Genomic DNA, 18,048 nt, shown 5'->3' with positions numbered 1-18,048 from the left:
CTCGGTGTTTTTATTTATTCACAACAGTGAGTAATAACGCGACCTACTTACAGGTGCTCACCACGGCGTAATGAATCAATACGCTTGTCTAGTGGTGGGTGCGTCATGAACAACTCAGAAAGTGATTTCTTGCCGTTGATGCCAAACGCCATCATTGAACCTTCTAGCTGAGGCTCATGGCTCATTTTCAGGCGCTCAAGGGCCGCAATCATCTTCTCTTTACCCACTAGATGGGCAGAGCCCGCATCCGCTTTGAATTCACGGTGACGGCTGTACCACATGGTCAAGATGCTCGCCAAGAAGCCAAACAATACTTCCATGATCGACGAAACAATGAAGTAAGTCATGTAACTACCGCCTTCACCCTCTTCGTCATTGCTGTTGATACCACTGATAGCACCAGCAACCAAGCGAGAAACAAAGATAACGAAGGTGTTTACCACACCCTGCATCAATGTCATGGTGACCATGTCACCATTGGCGATGTGGCTCACCTCATGAGCTAGTACCGCTTCGGCTTCATCACGGGTCATGCTGTGCAGCAAACCCGTTGAAACCGCAACCAAAGAGTCATCACGCTTTGCACCAGTTGCAAATGCATTGATGTCTGCAGAATCATAAATGGCAACTGTTGGCATACCGATACCAGACTGCTGTGCCTGGCGAGATACCGTTTCCATTAGCCAGTGCTCTGTTTCATTGCGAGGGTGCTCAATGACCATGCCGCCAACAGAACGCAATGCCATCGATTTCGACATGAACAGCGAAATCAACGAACCACCGAAACCAAATAGCGCAGCCATTACCAGCAAGCCAGACAAGCTACCCGGTTGTAGGCCTGTAAACGCATAGATCACGTTCAAGACAACACTGAAAACTAACAGTACAGCTAAGTTAGTTGCCAAAAATAAGGCAATACGCTTCATATTTTTCCCATTCTCCAAATAAAGGCGCTTTCATAATAGATGATCGCTGCTAAACCTAGGCTTACAGCTATCTTTGTTATTTATAGTATGGTCGTTGAAACGAATTACAAGGGGAAGTACAAAATTGTTACGTTTGGTAATTTGCCGCACGGAAATAATTACTTATTAAATGTCATTAACTTAGCGCAACATCTGAAACGTCCCCGGATCCATACTCTTCACGCTATTTCACCCCGAACCAATGTGACTAGGTGCATATAAAAATAGATTTAGACTTTAGTCTTATTGAATCTGTGACTCAGTTCTACTATTGTCTCTACTATTCAAGGCATGATTGAAATTACATCGTCGAATTTTCAAGGAGGAATGATGGCTGACAATGAGAATTACCAGGTAGCGATCGACATTTTACGCTGTCATCTGGGTATGTCTGTAGAAGAAGCTCGAAAGGAGCTTGGCATAGAGAACGGCGCTAAACCACTGACCGAAACTCAGGAAGCGTTGATTGGCCTAACCAACGAAAGCTAATCGTAAAGTTCGTGACTGTTGACCTATTTTTGAAAACCTCCCTTTGCGGAGGTTTTTTATTGCCCGTCATTTGTGACAAACATCACACTTCAGGTTGCATTCAGGATAGAGCATTTACACTAAACAATACCATTAGCTCTATCAATAATTCACTGGCAATGTATCAGTGATGAAAACATTACAGGTATCAAAACATGCAGTCTGCGATCCCCCATGACGATAGCAAAACGCTATCCATTCATACTTTTCAACCATTATTCTCTAACATTTCACTGTTCTTCGTATTGGCATTACTGCTGACACTATCAGCATTTACGATTCATTTTGAAGCAAACTACCCAGGTTTCTTCTTTAATGCATCGTCTATTGAACTGCTTCAAGAAAGTTATTTACTTATCTCAGCGACTGTTTTCTATCTCATTGGCGCAAGAGATCAGTCTCAACGCCCCTTCGCTTTTTTAGTGGCAGCTTTCTTCTCTGTTATGCTCATTCGAGAATTGGACGAGGTCTTAGATTATATTGCACATGGATTCTGGAAATACCCTGCTTGGGCCGTTGCCGTTGTGGCTATTTGCTATGCCACTAGTAACCTCAACAAGACGCTAACATCATTGAATGCTTACTTTCAGCATCGTAGCTTCGGCATTATGTTAATGTCGGTGGCGTCATTGCTTGTATTCTCGCGCATTTTTGGAATGAACGTCTTATGGAGTAGTCTTATGCCAGGCGGCAACCATGGCATGGTAAAAACCTTTGTTGAAGAAGGAAGCGAATTGCTTAGCTATAGTTGCTTAGTATTTGCTTCCCTGTGGTACGCACTGCCACAGCTTAAGAAAAAGGCCTAATTTGAATAAAAAAAACCTGCCTCGCGGCAGGTTTTTCAATTCAAACAAGAATGCTTATAGGCCCAAAGGCGATAGGTCGATATATTTCGACAAATCACGCTTTTTAACCCCAGGCATGTACGGGATTTCACCCAATTTTTTACCTGGAAGGTTCTCTTCCATCATTCGGATGATTTCAGCGTAATTCTCTGTGCCCGGATTAATGCGGTTAGCTACCCAGCCCACCACTTCCAGACCGTCATTCTGAATCGCCTCTGCGGTTAGCAAAGCATGGCTCATACAGCCTAGCTTTACGCCAACAACCAAAATCACTGGCAACTTCTCACGCTTAACCCAAGTCGATAGAAAATCAGTGCGGGTTACTGGCACTCGCCAACCACCGGCACCTTCAACCAAAACAACATCAGACTTAGATTTCAAGTGGTCAAGGCCTTGTGAAATCACATCAAAATCGATCACTCGATTTTCCTGCGCAGCGGCAATATGCGGCGATACCGCGGCTTCAAAAGCGTATGGGTTCACTTCGTCGTAGGAAAGCTCTACAACAGAAGCGTCCTGAATGTATAGCGCATCAGAATTGCGCATCCCCTCTTTCGTCGGTGCACTTCCTGATGCAACCGGCTTATAACCCGCCATCTTAATATTCGCGCTGGCTGCTGCATGAAGAATGGCGCGAGAGGCTACAGTTTTACCCACTTCGGTATCTGTACCTGTTACAAAGAAAGCGTTAGTCATTAATAATTACTCCAAAACAGACTTGGTAAGTTGCTGGCAGTTGTTGGTTCTCATCTCGATACTCATCATAGGCGCTCTCTAATGCCAGAATCGTTTGACGACCGGCCAAGCCTGCTTTGCGCCCCTGCTGCAGATGTGTCGCCCCTATCCCTTTCAGATCCTTCATGAGTTCAACTGCCGAGCTGTAAAACATGGTGATCGGCAAGAAGTCTAGGTCAATGTTGGTACACCCCGCTTGCGCCAGCGCAAGTTTTATGGCCTTTTGCGAAAGAAACTCGTTCACATGTTGATATTGATCAACCTGGCGCCAAGCATTAACCAGCTCAATGAGCGAACCCTCTACTAAAGTGGTAAACAATATATAGCCACCCGGCTTAACAACCCGCTTAAGCTCTCTCAGTGGCACAGACAAGTCGTCACACCACTGCAATGCTAGGCTGCTGAAGGCAATATCAAAACTGTTGTCCTCGATCGGCAGCAGTTCGGCATCGGCTTCGAGGTAAGTGACAGCCTCACCGCACCGAGTAAATGCTTGCGCCAACATTTCAGCAGACAGATCAGCGGCTGTGACGTGATACCCACGCTGCAATAGTTGCTCACTGAAATAACCGGTGCCACAACCAAGGTCGAGACAGCTCGCCCCAGCAGGCATAACCGCAGGCAACTTCTCCAGTAACAGGTGCCCAGCCTGACGCTGAAAAGCCGCGGCCTTGTCGTAATGCTTTGCCGCTCGGCCAAACGCCTCAGCGATTGCCTGTTTGTCATTAAAACCAACATGGCCATGATTGGTTTCATGCTGTAACGCTGTATTCAGTTTACTCGCCATGGAATACCTCATTGATTGCCATAGACAACTGTTTTATATCATCCGGTTGATGGGCTGCTGTTAAAGTAATACGCAACCTCGCACTATTTACAGGAACAGTAGGCGGTCTAATCGCGCTCACCCATATTCCTCTTTGCCTTAATGCATGCGAAATCCGTAACGCCTCATCGCTTTTACCCACCATCAGTGGTTTTATCGGAGACGGGGTATCGTCAAACCCGATACCGTAATCCAACCCCTCTACTAATGTTTGGCTTAGCTCACCCAACCGCTCGCGGCGCCAGCCATCGCTCTGGATCATACGGCAGGCCGTACTCAGCGCATGGGCCTGAGCTGGCGGCATTGCCGTCGAGTAAACATAATGCCGGGCAAATTGCACTAGGTATTCAGCAGTATCTTGGCTGCACAACACTGCTGCCCCTTGCAAGCCAAACGCCTTGCCGAAAGTGACAACCAAAATATCTGGCTGGACACCCGCCAATTCGCAGCTTCCTTTGCCATCATGACCAAGTACGCCGCAACCATGGGCATCATCCACCAGCAAAACACTTTCGGCCTGGTGGCATGCAGCACTGATTTCAGCGAGCGGCGATAAATCGCCATCCATACTGAAGACCCCTTCAGTCGCAACAAAGTTTACCGAGCCGCTATCACTATTTTTATTGAGTAAGCGAGAAAGTGATGAGACATCGTTATGCGCAAAGCGGCGCATGTTCGCTTCAGACAGCATGCCCGCCTCAATGAGGGAGGCATGGTTTAGCTTGTCCTGAAACAAGCTATCGCCACACTGAAGCAATGCAAACAAAACAGCTTGATTGGCGCTAAAGCCACTACTGAACAATAGCGCTCTATCAAAACCCAACCATTCAGCGAGCTGCGCCTCTACATTTGCATGTGGCCTGTGGTAACCCGTCACTAATGGCGAAGCACCACTACCCGCCCCGTAAAGCGACAGTCCTTCTTGCCATGCCTGAATCAATTCAGGGGATTGTGCCAATCCGAGATAGTCATTACTCGAAAAATTCAAGTAGGCGCCATCTTCAGATCGCACCCTTTCACTTTCATGATCTGACTGGCGCTCAAGGCATGTACGCTGTCGGTAAAGCCCTTGCTGATCTCTTTCAGCAAGGGCGTTTGATATACGCTGGTTAAACCGATGCATCGTAAAACAGGTCATCCTTGCTCGGGCGAGCGGCGACACGCTGTGCTACTTGGCCCAATAACTCTTGCGCTTGTATCTCATCGGGTTTGGCACTTTGCTCTTGGCTGTTAATACCCAGTTTGGCAAACAACTGCATATCTTTATCTTCACCGGGATTTGGCGTAGTCAGAAGCTTGCAACCGTAGAACACGGAGTTTGCGCCAGCCATAAAGCATAGCGCCTGCATCTGCTCGTTCATGTCTTCACGGCCCGCAGAGAGTCGAACCGCCGACGCTGGCATAATAATGCGGGCAACAGCAATAATACGGATGAAGTCGAATGGGTCGACATCATCAACGGATTCTAACGGGGTGCCTTTCACCTTCACCAACATATTGATTGGCACACTTTCCGGGTGAGTCGGTAGGTTCGCCAGCTCCACCAGCAAACCGGCACGGTCTCGCGAACTTTCACCCATACCGATGATCCCACCTGAGCAAATTTTCATGCCAGCTTCGCGAACATGGCTTAAGGTATCCAAACGATCTTGGTATGTACGGGTGGTAATAATGTTGCCGTAGAACTCAGGCGAAGTATCCAGGTTGTGGTTGTAGTAATCCAACCCTGCTTCGGCCAATTCATTTGCCTGATCGCCGGTGATCATCCCTAGCGTCATACAGGTTTCTAACCCCATGCCTTTCACACCGCGAACCATATCGAGCAGGTATGGCATGTCACGTTCTTTCGGGTTTTTCCATGCGGCTCCCATACAAAAGCGGGTCGCACCCGAGCTTTTCGCTTTTTCTGCGGCATCCAGTACACGCTCAACTTCAAGTAAGCGCTCGCGATCAACATCCGTGCGGTAATGGGCACTCTGCGGGCAATACTTACAATCTTCCGGGCATGCACCGGTTTTAATCGATAACAGGGTACTCACCTGTACCTTGTTAGGTTCATGGTACTGGCGGTGCACTTGCTGTGCTTCAAACACCAAGTCCATAAACGGCTTGTCAAACAAGGCTTGAACTTCCTCGACTGTCCAGTCGTGACGTACTTCCACGTGTAATAACCTCTTATTTTTTTCAGCTCTAACGGCAAAATGTGCTTCTTGATACTTGGCTAGTCTACTGGGACTCAGTACACTGTCAACTATCAAAAAGGACTAAGGTTTACATCTGTGCAAAATTCAACCAATAAGATTGACTTGGTATTTGACCAACAACATGTTTGGCATCCTTATACTTCTACCCTTAACCCGCTACCGTGTTATCCCGTTGAAAGTGCTCAGGGTGTTTACCTAAAACTAGAGGACGGGCGCGAGATCATCGATGGTATGTCTTCTTGGTGGTCGACCATCCATGGCTATAACCATCCAGCACTGAATGAAGCGGCAAAATCCCAACTCGACAAGATGTCGCATGTGATGTTTGGAGGGATCACCCATGAGCCCGCCGTTGAACTGTGTCGCAAACTTGTCGACATTACCCCTGAGCCTTTGCAACATGTTTTCCTTGCTGACTCAGGCTCGGTTGCCGTTGAAGTCTCGTTGAAAATGGCGTTGCAATACTGGCATGCCAAAGGTGAGCGTCGGCCGAAGTTTCTAACAGTGAAGCATGGCTACCATGGTGATACCTTCGCGGCGATGTCAGTTACCGATCCGAATAACTCGATGCACAGCCTATATAAGGGCTTTTTGCCCGAGCACATCTTTGCCCAATCACCCAACTGCGGTTTTTTCGATGAGTGGGACGAATCGGACATTGAAGATTTCAAACACAAGTTGGCGTGCCACCACCAAGAGGTTGCCGCGGTTATCCTCGAACCTATAGTGCAAGGAGCGGGCGGGATGCGGATCTACCACCCAACGTTCCTTTCTCGGGTTCGCGAACTGTGTGACGAATACGGGATCTTGCTAATTGCCGATGAAATTGCGACCGGATTTGGCCGAACAGGAAAAATGTTTGCCTGTGAACATGCCGGCATCAACCCCGATATTATGTGCGTTGGTAAAGCGCTCACCGGGGGCTATATGACCCTCTCGGCCACGTTGACCACCAAACATGTCGCAAATACGGTATGCAGTGGGGAAGCCGGCTGCTTTATGCATGGCCCTACTTTTATGGGGAACCCTTTGGCCTGCGCCGTGGCCAATGCCAGCCTTGATATTTTAATGCAGGGACACTGGCTTGAGCAGGTTAAAAGCATTGAGAATCAACTATCTGAAACCTTACCTGAGATAGCAAAACTTGGGGGTGTGAAGGATGTTCGTTGGCTGGGTGCCATTGGTGTTGTTGAGCTTCATGAACCGGTTGATATGGCCTCGATCCAAAAAGCTTTTGTTGACAGTGGCGTCTGGATTCGCCCTTTTGGAACACTTGTCTACATAATGCCTCCATTTATCATTAAGCCACAAGAACTTAGCCAATTGACTTCGGCGATCAAACTAACACTTGAGTAGTATCGAAAAGCAGACAGCTTCTAATTATTGTCTGCTTATACTTTTCCTGAACGTTATAACAAACCCAACCTAAGGTTGGCACGTATATAGACATATCTAAATAACGTCAGAAAGGCTAATACTATGCAATTACCCCTATTTCCGTTACAGCTCTACTTACTACCCGGCGGGATAAGTAAGCTAAGAATATTCGAGCCCCGCTACACCCGGCTAGTCAAACTGGCCATGGCCTCAAGCGAGGGCTTCGGACTTTGTATGAAAGATGGTGAGTCGCTCTGCCATTTCGGTACACGGGCTATCATCACTGACTTCGAAAAACTCCCCGATGGTTTGTTGGGCATTACCGTAAAGGGTGTCGAAAAGTTTCTGATCAACAAGCATTGGAAAGAAGAGGATGGCTTGCGCTTCGGCGACATCACGCCGATGACCAATTGGTCGCCCACCGAAATAAAGTTCGTGGATCGGGATATATCCTCCAGCTTGAGGGCGCTGTTCGAAGAGTACCCCGAGCATGCGGCAAACTACCCGATGCCTGATTACAATGATATGACTTGGGTATGCCAAAGGTGGTTAGAACTGCTTCCATTGGAAACTAATCAAAAACAGTGGTTCATGAGTCGAAATGATCACCGAGCAGCACTGTCTTTTCTACACAACGTCATTGATGAACAATTAAAAAAAGACCAATAGCCACTTTAACCAACCATTCCGATCATGTCTGCGGATGTTGTTTTTAACAAAGACATGTTTCGTACCCTGAAGCTTAGGCCGTATTTCTTAGGAATAAGCCACCATTCTCACGTTGTATTCACTACATTTATCTTATTCAAAGACGCATTTTCGTAAGTAAATGCAACTGCTGCAAAACATAACGCGCTAAAAAACAAGAGCTGCAGCAAACACACTTTGTCTTTAGGAATTTCAAGTAGGGAAGTTTACGTATTGATTCGGGGCCGTAACAATGAAGAAGCTTATTTTGATTATAGGACTCAACTGCTTACCTCTCATTTTACTGACCGCAATGTTCCTCTATAACGGTGCCCTTATCGCAGGCGACCAGCACACCCTACTCCAACTGTTTTCCACTGAAAACCTCTGTCATACGCTATCAGGCAAACAGTAAATTGAAAAACAATCACCCTATCGTCTAATCTCAAAATAGTACCGCTTGTTAAGATAAGGACATCAAAGTGGAATTATTGCTTGGCCCTCTGGGCTATATTGCGTCATCGGTAGGTTTTATTGTTCTTTTCCTGCTCCTACTTACAACCTATAAAAAGAAAAGCTTACAAAAGCAATTACTACTCATCGTGTGTTTGGTTGGCGTTTCTTGGGCCATCACCACCACCATTCAATTAGTGAATCAAACATCCGTACTGCCATCGCTAATTACCGAAACTCTATTTTACCTAAGCCTTTCATTTTTATTAATTAGTACACTTTCAGCAACCCGATCTTTTTCATCGCTACTAACAGCAAAACCGCATAGCTACATCATTTATCTCACGGCAATCATTGCCGTTGGTGAAATCTCACGCCTTGCCATCCCTTTTTTGCATCAAAAGGTTTTCTTCTTTTTGCACCTCATTCAAGCCATTGCCTGCCTATGGCTGGTCGAGCAACTTTACCGTCGCAGTAACCGAGTCGAGCTAAAAGCCATCAAACCCCTATGTATCGGCGTTGGCCTTATTAGTGGCTATAACTTTGCTCTGTATGCCGATGCCCTGCTCACCAACGCCATCACCCCTGCTTTTTGGCAAGGTCGGGGTTGGGTGATTACCGCCGCAATCCCGCTCATCGTCATCACGACGAGAAGATTAAGGAACTGGGAGAGCCGAGTTTATGTTTCCCGCGACATCATCTACCACAGCACCTTGATTCTGGTTGCGGGAAGCTACCTCTTATTGATGTCATTGGCGGGTTACTACATCAAAGCCATTGGTAATGATTGGGCGGAAACGGCACAAACCCTGTTTTTTGCCCTTGGTGGGTTAGTGCTAGCCAGCTTATTCCTGTCCGATGTGTTTAGACAAAAGGTGAAAGTGTTCATTGCGAAGCACTTCTTTGCCAACAAATATGAGTACCGTGAAGAATGGATGCATTTTTGCTCAGAAATAGAAGATCAAACCCGAACCCCCTACGATAACGCGTTGTCAGCAATGATGAGACCGTTTGGCTGTGAATACGGTATTTTGGCAATTCAAAAGAACGGGCAATTATTACCGGAAACGAGCCTTCATTGCCCTATTGATCACCCCGAAGCCTCCCCGTTACTACAAGCATTAGGCAAAAATACAATCGAGCACCAATGGATTGTCGACCTACCCCAATTATGCCATGGCCATGAAAAGCCACCATTTAATGTCGACATTGCACCACTATGCACCCATCAGGCATTTACCCTCTTAGTACCGTTGATATCCTCTTCAGGCACCCAAGGGGTATTTCTACTGTCAAAGCCGACATCCACTGATTTACTCAACTGGGAAGACAGAGACTTAATGAATGCCATTAGCGTTCAGCTATCCGTTTACCTAACCATGTATGAGACCAACCAGAAGTTAGCCGAAAGCCAGCAATTTGATACCTTCAACCGAATGTCGGCATTTTTGGTTCATGATCTTAAAAATGTCGTCGCCCAGTTACAGTTACTCAGCCGTAATGCTGAGAAGCACCGAGACAACCCCGAATTCATCGATGATGCGTTCGACACCGTCGATTCTGCTGTGTCCCGGTTAAACAAAGTGTTGACCCAGCTGAGTAAAAAACGAATAGAAGCCGATACGCAAACCACCTTTGAGATTGCGCAGGTGATTGAGGAAATTTGCCAAAGCCGCTCGGTACAGGCACCAAAGCCGGAATTCCATAATTTTTCTCGCCACCCGCTTAACCTGGTGGCAGTCAAGGAGCGTTTTCAGAACAGCTTGAACCACCTGATTCAAAATGCGCAGGAAGCGACCAAAGATGAAGGTAGTGTCGTAGTCTCATTAGTCGACACCCCGAAAAGCATTCAAATTATGATTAAAGATACCGGGCAAGGCATGTCGGCATCCTTTATCAAACACCGTTTATTCAAGCCTTTCGATACCACCAAAGGCAATGCGGGTATGGGGGTTGGCGCCTATGATGCCAAAGTCATGGCTGAGCAGCTGGGTGGCTTCATCAACGTGGAGTCGACTCCTAACGAAGGTAGTTGTTTTACGGTACAAATTCCCAAACAAACCACATTAGCGCAAAAAAGTTTCACTATACTTAAGTAACTACTACAAAAAGGGAATAGCCTATGGAAACCTTGCTCGTCATTGAAGATGATCCCGGCATTCAAAAGCAACTTAAGTGGTGTCTTTCCGATTACGAGGTGGTACTGGCTAGTAATCGCAAAGAAGCCATTACGGCATTACGCCGATATGAGCCCAAGGTCATCACGTTAGATCTAGGGTTACCTCCTGATGAGGCAAATGCCACCGAAGGGCTCCAGACCCTACAAGAGATTATGGAGCTAAGCCCTTATTGCAAAGTCATTGTGATCACCGGTAATGACGACAAAGAAAATGCCTTAAAAGCCATTGAGTTGGGGGCACATGACTTTTACCAAAAGCCAATCGATGACGATATATTATCGGTTATTGTTGAGCGGGCTTTTATTATCGCCAACCTTGAATCTGAAAATATCCGGCTTCGCCAAGCCTCTCTTGATGATAATGGCTTTATTGGCAATAGCCCGCAAGTTCAGCATGTCTGCCGTATGGTCGAGCGCATTGCCAGCAGCGAAATATCAACCTTGATCTTAGGTGAAAGCGGCACAGGTAAAGAAGTGCTTGCCAGGGCAATCCACAATAAAAGCCCAAGAAAAGACCAACCTTTTGTGGCAATTAACTGTGCGTCCATTCCTGAACAACTGCTAGAGAGTGAACTATTCGGCTTTGAGAAAGGTGCTTTTACCGGTGCCCATAAAACCACTGTCGGCAAAATAGAACACGCTAACGGCGGTACCCTTTTCCTCGATGAAATTGGTGATATGCCCTACCCATTACAGGCTAAGATCCTACGCTTCTTGCAAGAAAAAGTGATTGAGCGTGTTGGCGGGCGGCAAGAAATCCCGGTCGATGTGAAAATAGTTTGCGCAACTCACCAAAACCTTGAAGCCATGATGTTGGAAAAAACCTTCCGTGAAGATCTCTATTACCGCATAAGTGAAATCACCATCGCTAACCCGCCCCTTCGCGAGCGTGGACAAGACATTGTTCTCCTGGCTAAGTATTTTTTGCATATTGCCAACCAGCAAACACAACGAAAAATCTCAGGTTTCAGTGAAGAAGCCATTTCGGCTATGTTACAACATCATTGGCCCGGCAACATTCGTGAACTACAAAACAAGATTAAATCTGCTGCCATCATGGCGGATGGAAAAACCATTACCGAGTTTGACCTCGCACTGACCAAGACGAGTGATAGCCAGGAACAAAAGGTTGCCATCAACCTGCGCCATGTCCGGGAAGAAGCGGAGAAGCAAGCCATTACTCAGGCGCTTTCCATCAGCAACAATAATATTTCCCAATCTGCGAATTTACTCGGGGTTACGCGGCCTACCCTCTACAGCCTCATCGAGAAATATGCACTGGCTGTTGAAGCCAAATAGCAGCCCCCCATTCCAGCATAAATATTATGCGCAAAACAAAAGAGAAGCCATCACGGTGGCTTCTCTTTTATCTTCTATGGCGAAGCTAGTCTGTCACGACTAACTCTCAGATTCTGTCGAACCTGCCGTCATCAACTGTTTCACCCAGTACTTACTCCCTAGAGAGCCAACATCTTCATCAAGGATTTTCTCTTGCTCATCATCGGGTAGTACATTCACTTGGCGTTTTTTCTTAATAATCAACTTATCCAAGTATCTAATGGTGGCCACCTTACGCTCAATGACCGAATCCAACACTTCAGTCACAGATTGCAAGGTTTTATGAAGTTTCTCAACTTCATGATCCGATAGTTGGGTCACCACCGTTTCAACTCTACTTGGTTCGTGGGCTTGTGCTGGCTGGGAATGAGAGGATTGAGAAAGCGAACCTGAAAATTCCGTCCCCATCTCTTCTAATACTTGCTCAATGTGCTCGGGTTTAAGTTCAGACAAATCTTCTAGATAAGCAAACAATAAGACACGATCCATCAAGATATTGATCTTTCGAGGGATCCCACAAGACTGAGAGGTGATCAACTCAAAGATATCACTGTCCAACTCCGGGCTGTTATCCCACCCAACCTGCTCAAGGCGATGCAATATATACTCTTTGGTTTGCGCACTGTCGAAAGCTTGCAGGTGACAAGAGGCAATGATTCTCTGACGAAACTGCTCCATATCCGGTAGTGCAATGATCCCTTTTAGCTCTTCTTGACCAAGCAAAAAACTTTGGATTAACGGGGTATCATCCAATTGGAAATTCGATAGCATTCGCAGTTCTTCAACCGTCTCAGCCGGTAAGTTCTGGGCCTCATCAACAATTAATAGTGCCCGCTTGCCCTGCTGATACAACGCTAACAAATATTGCTCCATACGCTTTAAAATATCGGCCTTATCCAAGCCCTCAACGGGGATGTCAAACTTAGCCGCAACCAAACGCACCAACTCTTCAGGTGACAGCCGCGTCGTCGCTATTTGAATTGCTACAAAAGAATCGTCCAGTGATGCCAATAAGCTTCTTGCCAGCGTCGTTTTACCGGTACCAATGGGGCCTGTCACAACAATAAAGCCCTCACCTTGCGACAAACCATACTGCAAATAAGAGAGCGCCTTCTCATGGTGCGGGCTAGAAAAGAAGAAACGCGGCTCAGGGCTGAGTTTGAATGGCTTATCGGTTAGTCCAAAATGTGATTCATACATAGGCTACAGTTGCATCCTTACATTGATAGACACTCGACTTTCATCATAACTGTCATTCGACTTCGACGATGATTTGTTGGTATGTGACAGGCTCAAGCTTGTCGAGATATCACGGTTAACCTGATACTCAGTGATAAAATCATATTCACGATAATGGTCACGCTGATCGCCTTCAGACAACCGCTCAAAATCGTAATAACGGTATTCAGCACTTAACCCCATGGTTAAGCGACGAGATAAGCGATGCTTTATATCACCCCTTATCCCATTTCCTTCCTCATCTTGAACATCAGTGTCTGGATTTAACGCTTCGCGCTGATCATGGAAAATCGACAGTTCGTAATTGGTTCGACGCAATGTTAGCAATGACGACCATTCAAGGCGGCGTTGGAGTGAGACCTCAGAAACATCAGAACCCGAGGTGAAAAACTCTCGGTCGAAGCTAACAGCTTCTTCGGTATAAGAAATTGTGTTAGTCAGCTTGCGAGAACGGTGCGACAACAGGAACTCATACGCATCACCGAAAAACCGCTTGTCATAGGAAAAAAACAAACGACTACGTTCCGTAGGCTCAACATTGATTGCCCCAGCCCAAAAATCAGAATTATTATCATCTTCTGAGAAGTTATAACTCAATTCACCATAAGAGCGTCTCGTCCAGTAATATCGAACACCCGGCCCCCAACTAAATGAGTCTGCGCTGTCGGAGTTAGTTTGTCCTTCGTAATCCTCATAATTTAACCTAAGCAGCGGTGACCAACCGCTTATGGTTTGAATTCCAAACTCCTCTTTAAATCGAGTAAATTGAGTATCAGAATCACCATTCTTACCATTTTTGTAATCATAAGACGCTTCGATTAACCAGAAGTAGTCTTTGATAGTTCGCCCATTGGCATAGGTCACCTCAGCGCCATAGCCATCGTAATTACCGATATCATCCTCATTATTGGTAACCTGAGCATAGGTTCTTGCCCTTAAGTCCACTTTACTCAGCGGGTTTGAGCGGTAGTTGATACCAACCTGGGCATTCTTGTTTTCTATCGTATTGCCAGTAAACACATCAGCAGTAGCATTTTCATCAATCGCTTCAGCCACGTTTTCAATCGATGCAGTTGCATCTACACTAAAACCTGAATCGGATAGTCCCTTTTCGGTATAAAAATCAAGATCCTGATAAGCTTCATTATCATTTGAGTCATGGCTATAGAACAGCTGACTCACTTGATAATCCAGCCTTAACAGCCCCTGATTACCCACCACAACGGAATTTATCCCAAAATCAAGCGAGGATATTAAGCTTGACTCTCGCCCTGTCTCCACTAAATCGACATTATCAGTAAAAGTAAAACCACCACCGACATAAGGAGTAAAAGTCACGTCAGCAGCGATACACCCTGTAGTAATAAGAGAAAGCGACCCTAATAAATACTTATACTTTGTTGGTTTTCGCGCCATAGCCATACCCATATCCATACTGACTATTCGTTCCAGATAACGCTTTATTTACGACAAAGCCGATTGCCATTTCCTTATTTAAATCGGCAACGGTTTGCTCAACCTCGGACATTTTGGTCATCGATTCCGACACAACAATCATGGCCTGCCCCATAAATCGAGACACCGTTAAGGTTTCAACAACACCTAGCATCGGCGGACAATCAAACACAACCAATCGATCAGAATAACGGGTTGCCAACTCAGTGGTTAGCGACTCCATTCTGTCACTGGCTAGTAACTCATTGCTTAAATGATGCGATGAGCCCGCCGGTAATACTCTGAGGTTAGGAATATTGGTGGAGTAAATGACATCGGATAATTGAGCAACATCACCCAGCAAGTAATCGATAAGCCCTGGTTTTTCATCAACGCCTAAGGTTGCGGAAATACTTGGCTTGAGGACATCAGCATCGACCAAAAGAATGGTTTTATCTTTCTCGGCTGCCACGCTCATGGCTAGATTGACCGCAGTAAATGTCTTACCTTCTGACGGTCTAGCACTCGTTATCATCACCATGTTGCTGTGGTTAAGCGTACCTGACGCAGGCCCAAAGGCGTTATAGAGCAACTTTTGTTTTATCGAGCGGTACTCCGTGTTTATCTGAACGTTGGTGCTGTCATCATCATGCGATACCATGCCAGCCGCTTTTAACTTCTGCGTATCAATCACCATCGCTGGAGTTGATACCGGCTGTTTCTTCGAAACGTAAGGCAATTCTTGCTCAGGATGAGTGGTGCTCGTTTTTTCTTTCCGTGGTTGAGGCGAAGTTGGTTCAACATGCAAAGATTTCTTTTGCGCCATTGCTTTGGTAATACTGGCCTTCGCCACCAATTCTTTTTCACCTGGTTGCTTTGCGCCCTGTTTTTTCAAGGCCTTCTCAATAATACTCATATCAACTTAACTCCTTGAGTAATGGCACTTTGTAGCGATGGCACAATATTTATCACCATAAACAGGGCGAAGAGTAGGAGTAACAAGGCACTGAGTAATGCAAAGATCCATTTTTGCTTGCGGCTCTGTGTGAGCAACCCCGAATTTTCAGTGGCGGAAACGACACCAAAAACAGGAATATTCGTTTGTTGTAGCAATTGATTGGCAGAAATAACCACCGGGCGTGCTTGGCTATTCAGAAAAGCCAGTCCCCCACCCGCACCAACGGATGCAACCAAAACCGCCGCTAAGAAAAGCGGCCTCATCGGGCCTGACGGTGCCTTCGGATATAATGGGGCATCTATCACCCGGAATGTAATCTCGTCAGATGTTTGGCCGATATTCTGAGAAATTAACGCTGATTCGCGGCGCGTCAATAACTGTTCATACTGTTTCCTGGTCACATCATAGTTACGCATCAAACTGGTGAACTCTGCTTCTATATCAGGTATTTGAGAGACAACCTCACTTAAAGAGGCAATCTTCTCCATCTGGTTTTCTTCCCGAACAGTGAGAGAAGCAATCGTATTTTCCAACTTACCAATATAGAGCTTTATTTCCTTAATGATTGGATTAGCAGTATCTGGGGAGGACTGCTCAATGTAAGACTCTTTAAGGTCTTTAAGCTCAGCAATTTGACGCCTTGTTTCTTTCACATCTGGGTGCTTGTCTGTAAACCGAAATAACAATTCATCTAAACGCGTTTCAAGCACTTCCAATCGAATATCATACTCAGTTTGATAACTAGATGATTGTTTCGATATAAGCACCATTTCTTGCTGCAGCTGGCTTTGTGCATTTGCCAATTGAATTTCAGCTTCTTTCTTGGATAAGCGTGTTGTTTCTAGCGCGGCATTCAAGTTTTCAACTTTCTTAATCAATTGCTGAAGCGTGTCTGGCATTGCACCAGCATTTTCTTGCTTAAACTGCGCTAAGTTATTTTCTGCCTCAACAAGACGCCCCTCGTATTCGGCAAGCTGTGCCTCAATAAACTGGTTTGCTTGAGAGGTATCTTCCCGCTTTCTACCAACAGCATTTTCAACAAACACATCCAGTGCAGCCTGAACAACATCTTGAACATACTGCGGATCTGCCCCAGAGTAACTGATGGTAAATAGGTTTTCTCTGCCTGCCGATTTAATCTGTATGTTTTCCTTAAGATCATCTAGCAGCTTGTCGTATTCTTCATTCGTGGTGACACTAACATCCGCATCGGTATAGCGCGCAATGGTTTCTAAGTTAGTTCGGCTAAGTAATGTTTTTACCATTAAGCTAAGTTCTTTACTTGGGTCGGTATCGACGGCCAATCCGCGCAGTAAAGGTTGCAATATAGAGCGAGTGTCAGCATACACCCTTGCTTCAGAGGTATACTGGCTAGGTAACATTGTAACGGCAATCCAGCCAATCGGGCATAGCAACCATACCGTCATTACGGCCCATCGACGATAAACCCAGGCGCCACGGAGGTATTGTAAAAGGAGATCTAATTGTTCCTTCATACCGATTCACTCCTTAAAACCATGCTTCAGGAATAATAATGATGTCTCCTGGAAGGATATCGACATTTGCTTGAATATCGCCATCTCGGACCAGATCACCCATTTTCAGCCCAAATTGCTTTTGCTGGCCGCCAACGACTCGTATCAACCGCGCATCGTTACCATCGGCAAATTCTGTTAACCCGCCCACTTCCACCATTACATCCAGCAAGGTCATATTCTGACGATAGTTAATAGCCCTTGGCTGTGATGCTTCGCCAATAACCCGTACTTGTTCACTATAAGGTCCAACGAAACCTGACACCATCACGGTCACGATAGGATCACGAACATACTCAGATAACCTAGCTTCTAGGCTTCGCGCTAAATCAGTCGGTGTCCGACCGGAGGCAGGCAGGTCATCCACCAGCGAAGTCGAAATCATGCCGTCTGGACGCACAATGAAATTGCCTGATATCTCTGGGTTCCCCCAAACAAAGATATTTAAGGTGTCCCCTGGCCCGATAAGGTATTTGTAATCATTGATATTTTTGGTAAGAGATGACTGCGGTGTGGCTGATGGCAATGTTGGTATATCTGTTGTAGAACAACCACCTACCCCTAATGTAGTAATCACTGCTGCAACTAATGAAAATCTAATACTTAACCCGTCTTTACTCATAACAGTATCCATTCTGCAAATTACCTTGGTGATACAAGGCTGATTTCTCATCGTCCGATATGACATGTGCATATAAACAAAAGCATTTGCACTAAATTAACTATATATGATTTTTTTATTTTG

At 45.9% G+C, this 18,048-nt stretch carries 16 protein-coding genes; 6 read left to right on the top strand and 10 right to left on the bottom strand.

The window, feature by feature from the left end:
* Positions 1-47: 47 nt before the first annotated feature.
* Positions 48-926 carry a protease HtpX gene (gene htpX / locus C9I98_RS04555; RefSeq protein WP_036816985.1) on the bottom strand — a complete coding sequence of 293 codons (879 nt, stop codon included), beginning with the start codon at positions 924-926 and terminating at the stop codon, positions 48-50.
* A 369-nt stretch (positions 927-1,295) separates the two neighbouring features.
* On the opposite strand from htpX, the gene C9I98_RS26620 reads away from it, so the two are divergent.
* Positions 1,296-1,454 carry a hypothetical protein gene (locus C9I98_RS26620; RefSeq protein ID WP_036816987.1) on the top strand — a complete coding sequence of 53 codons (159 nt, stop codon included), beginning with the start codon at positions 1,296-1,298 and terminating at the stop codon, positions 1,452-1,454.
* A 194-nt stretch (positions 1,455-1,648) separates the two neighbouring features.
* Positions 1,649-2,299: a hypothetical protein gene (locus C9I98_RS04550; protein ID WP_051901851.1), complete on the top strand. Its 651-nt coding sequence runs from the start codon at positions 1,649-1,651 to the stop codon at positions 2,297-2,299.
* A 54-nt stretch (positions 2,300-2,353) separates the two neighbouring features.
* Here the strand turns inward: C9I98_RS04550 and bioD are convergent, their stop codons facing one another.
* The 4 genes from bioD to bioB are packed head-to-tail and all read right to left on the bottom strand — an operon-like array spanning position 2,354 to position 6,061.
* Positions 2,354-3,034 (bottom strand): dethiobiotin synthase, encoded by a 681-nt coding sequence (bioD, locus tag C9I98_RS04545; protein WP_036816990.1) that lies wholly within the window; start codon positions 3,032-3,034, stop codon positions 2,354-2,356.
* The gene (gene bioC / locus C9I98_RS04540; protein ID WP_036816993.1) at positions 3,027-3,860 is read right to left on the bottom strand and encodes a malonyl-ACP O-methyltransferase BioC; all 834 of its coding nucleotides are present in this window, start codon (positions 3,858-3,860) and stop codon (positions 3,027-3,029) included. Before bioC ends, bioD begins: the two co-directional genes overlap by 8 nt.
* Complete coding sequence (gene bioF / locus C9I98_RS04535; protein WP_107271634.1) at positions 3,850-5,022, bottom strand: 8-amino-7-oxononanoate synthase; 1,173 nt, start codon at positions 5,020-5,022, stop codon at positions 3,850-3,852. Before bioF ends, bioC begins: the two co-directional genes overlap by 11 nt.
* Positions 5,009-6,061, bottom strand: coding sequence for a biotin synthase BioB (bioB, locus tag C9I98_RS04530; protein WP_036819983.1), 1,053 nt, complete (start codon positions 6,059-6,061; stop codon positions 5,009-5,011). The genes bioF and bioB overlap by 14 nt, the downstream gene beginning before the upstream one ends.
* 138 nt (positions 6,062-6,199) lie before the next feature.
* On the opposite strand from bioB, the gene bioA reads away from it, so the two are divergent.
* From bioA to prsR, 4 genes are all read left to right on the top strand, one after another.
* Positions 6,200-7,459 carry an adenosylmethionine--8-amino-7-oxononanoate transaminase gene (gene bioA / locus C9I98_RS04525; protein WP_036819986.1) on the top strand — a complete coding sequence of 420 codons (1,260 nt, stop codon included), beginning with the start codon at positions 6,200-6,202 and terminating at the stop codon, positions 7,457-7,459.
* 123 nt (positions 7,460-7,582) lie between these two features.
* A complete protein-coding gene (locus C9I98_RS04520) occupies positions 7,583-8,149 on the top strand; it encodes an LON peptidase substrate-binding domain-containing protein (protein WP_036819980.1) in 567 nt (188 codons plus the stop codon).
* Between the two features lie 500 nt (positions 8,150-8,649).
* Entirely contained in the window at positions 8,650-10,719 is a 2,070-nt protein-coding gene (gene prsK / locus C9I98_RS04515; RefSeq protein ID WP_158262659.1) for an XrtA/PEP-CTERM system histidine kinase PrsK, read from the top strand.
* A 23-nt stretch (positions 10,720-10,742) separates the two neighbouring features.
* A complete protein-coding gene (gene prsR / locus C9I98_RS04510) occupies positions 10,743-12,098 on the top strand; it encodes a PEP-CTERM-box response regulator transcription factor (RefSeq protein ID WP_036819519.1) in 1,356 nt (451 codons plus the stop codon).
* Between the two features lie 99 nt (positions 12,099-12,197).
* Here prsR and C9I98_RS04505 read toward each other — a convergent pair whose 3' ends face one another.
* The 5 genes from C9I98_RS04505 to C9I98_RS04485 are packed head-to-tail and all read right to left on the bottom strand — an operon-like array spanning position 12,198 to position 17,937.
* Entirely contained in the window at positions 12,198-13,337 is a 1,140-nt protein-coding gene (locus C9I98_RS04505) for an XrtA/PEP-CTERM system-associated ATPase (RefSeq protein WP_081878885.1), read from the bottom strand.
* A gap of 3 nt (positions 13,338-13,340) precedes the next feature.
* Complete coding sequence (locus C9I98_RS04500; protein WP_158262658.1) at positions 13,341-14,798, bottom strand: TIGR03016 family PEP-CTERM system-associated outer membrane protein; 1,458 nt, start codon at positions 14,796-14,798, stop codon at positions 13,341-13,343.
* Entirely contained in the window at positions 14,767-15,726 is a 960-nt protein-coding gene (locus C9I98_RS04495) for an XrtA-associated tyrosine autokinase (RefSeq protein ID WP_107271632.1), read from the bottom strand. The genes C9I98_RS04500 and C9I98_RS04495 overlap by 32 nt, the downstream gene beginning before the upstream one ends.
* Positions 15,723-17,264: an XrtA system polysaccharide chain length determinant gene (locus C9I98_RS04490; RefSeq protein WP_107271631.1), complete on the bottom strand. Its 1,542-nt coding sequence runs from the start codon at positions 17,262-17,264 to the stop codon at positions 15,723-15,725. The genes C9I98_RS04495 and C9I98_RS04490 overlap by 4 nt, the downstream gene beginning before the upstream one ends.
* Positions 17,265-17,277: 13 nt before the next feature.
* Complete coding sequence (locus tag C9I98_RS04485) at positions 17,278-17,937, bottom strand: XrtA/PEP-CTERM system exopolysaccharide export protein (protein WP_211318301.1); 660 nt, start codon at positions 17,935-17,937, stop codon at positions 17,278-17,280.
* Between the last annotated feature and the right edge of the window lie 111 nt (positions 17,938-18,048).

Origin of the sequence: Photobacterium sanctipauli, assembly GCF_003026495.1 — a bacterium.
GTDB lineage: Bacteria > Pseudomonadota > Gammaproteobacteria > Enterobacterales > Vibrionaceae > Photobacterium > Photobacterium sanctipauli.
Note: the sequence above shows the minus strand (reverse complement) of the source record. Positions and strands in the feature narration are given on the sequence as shown.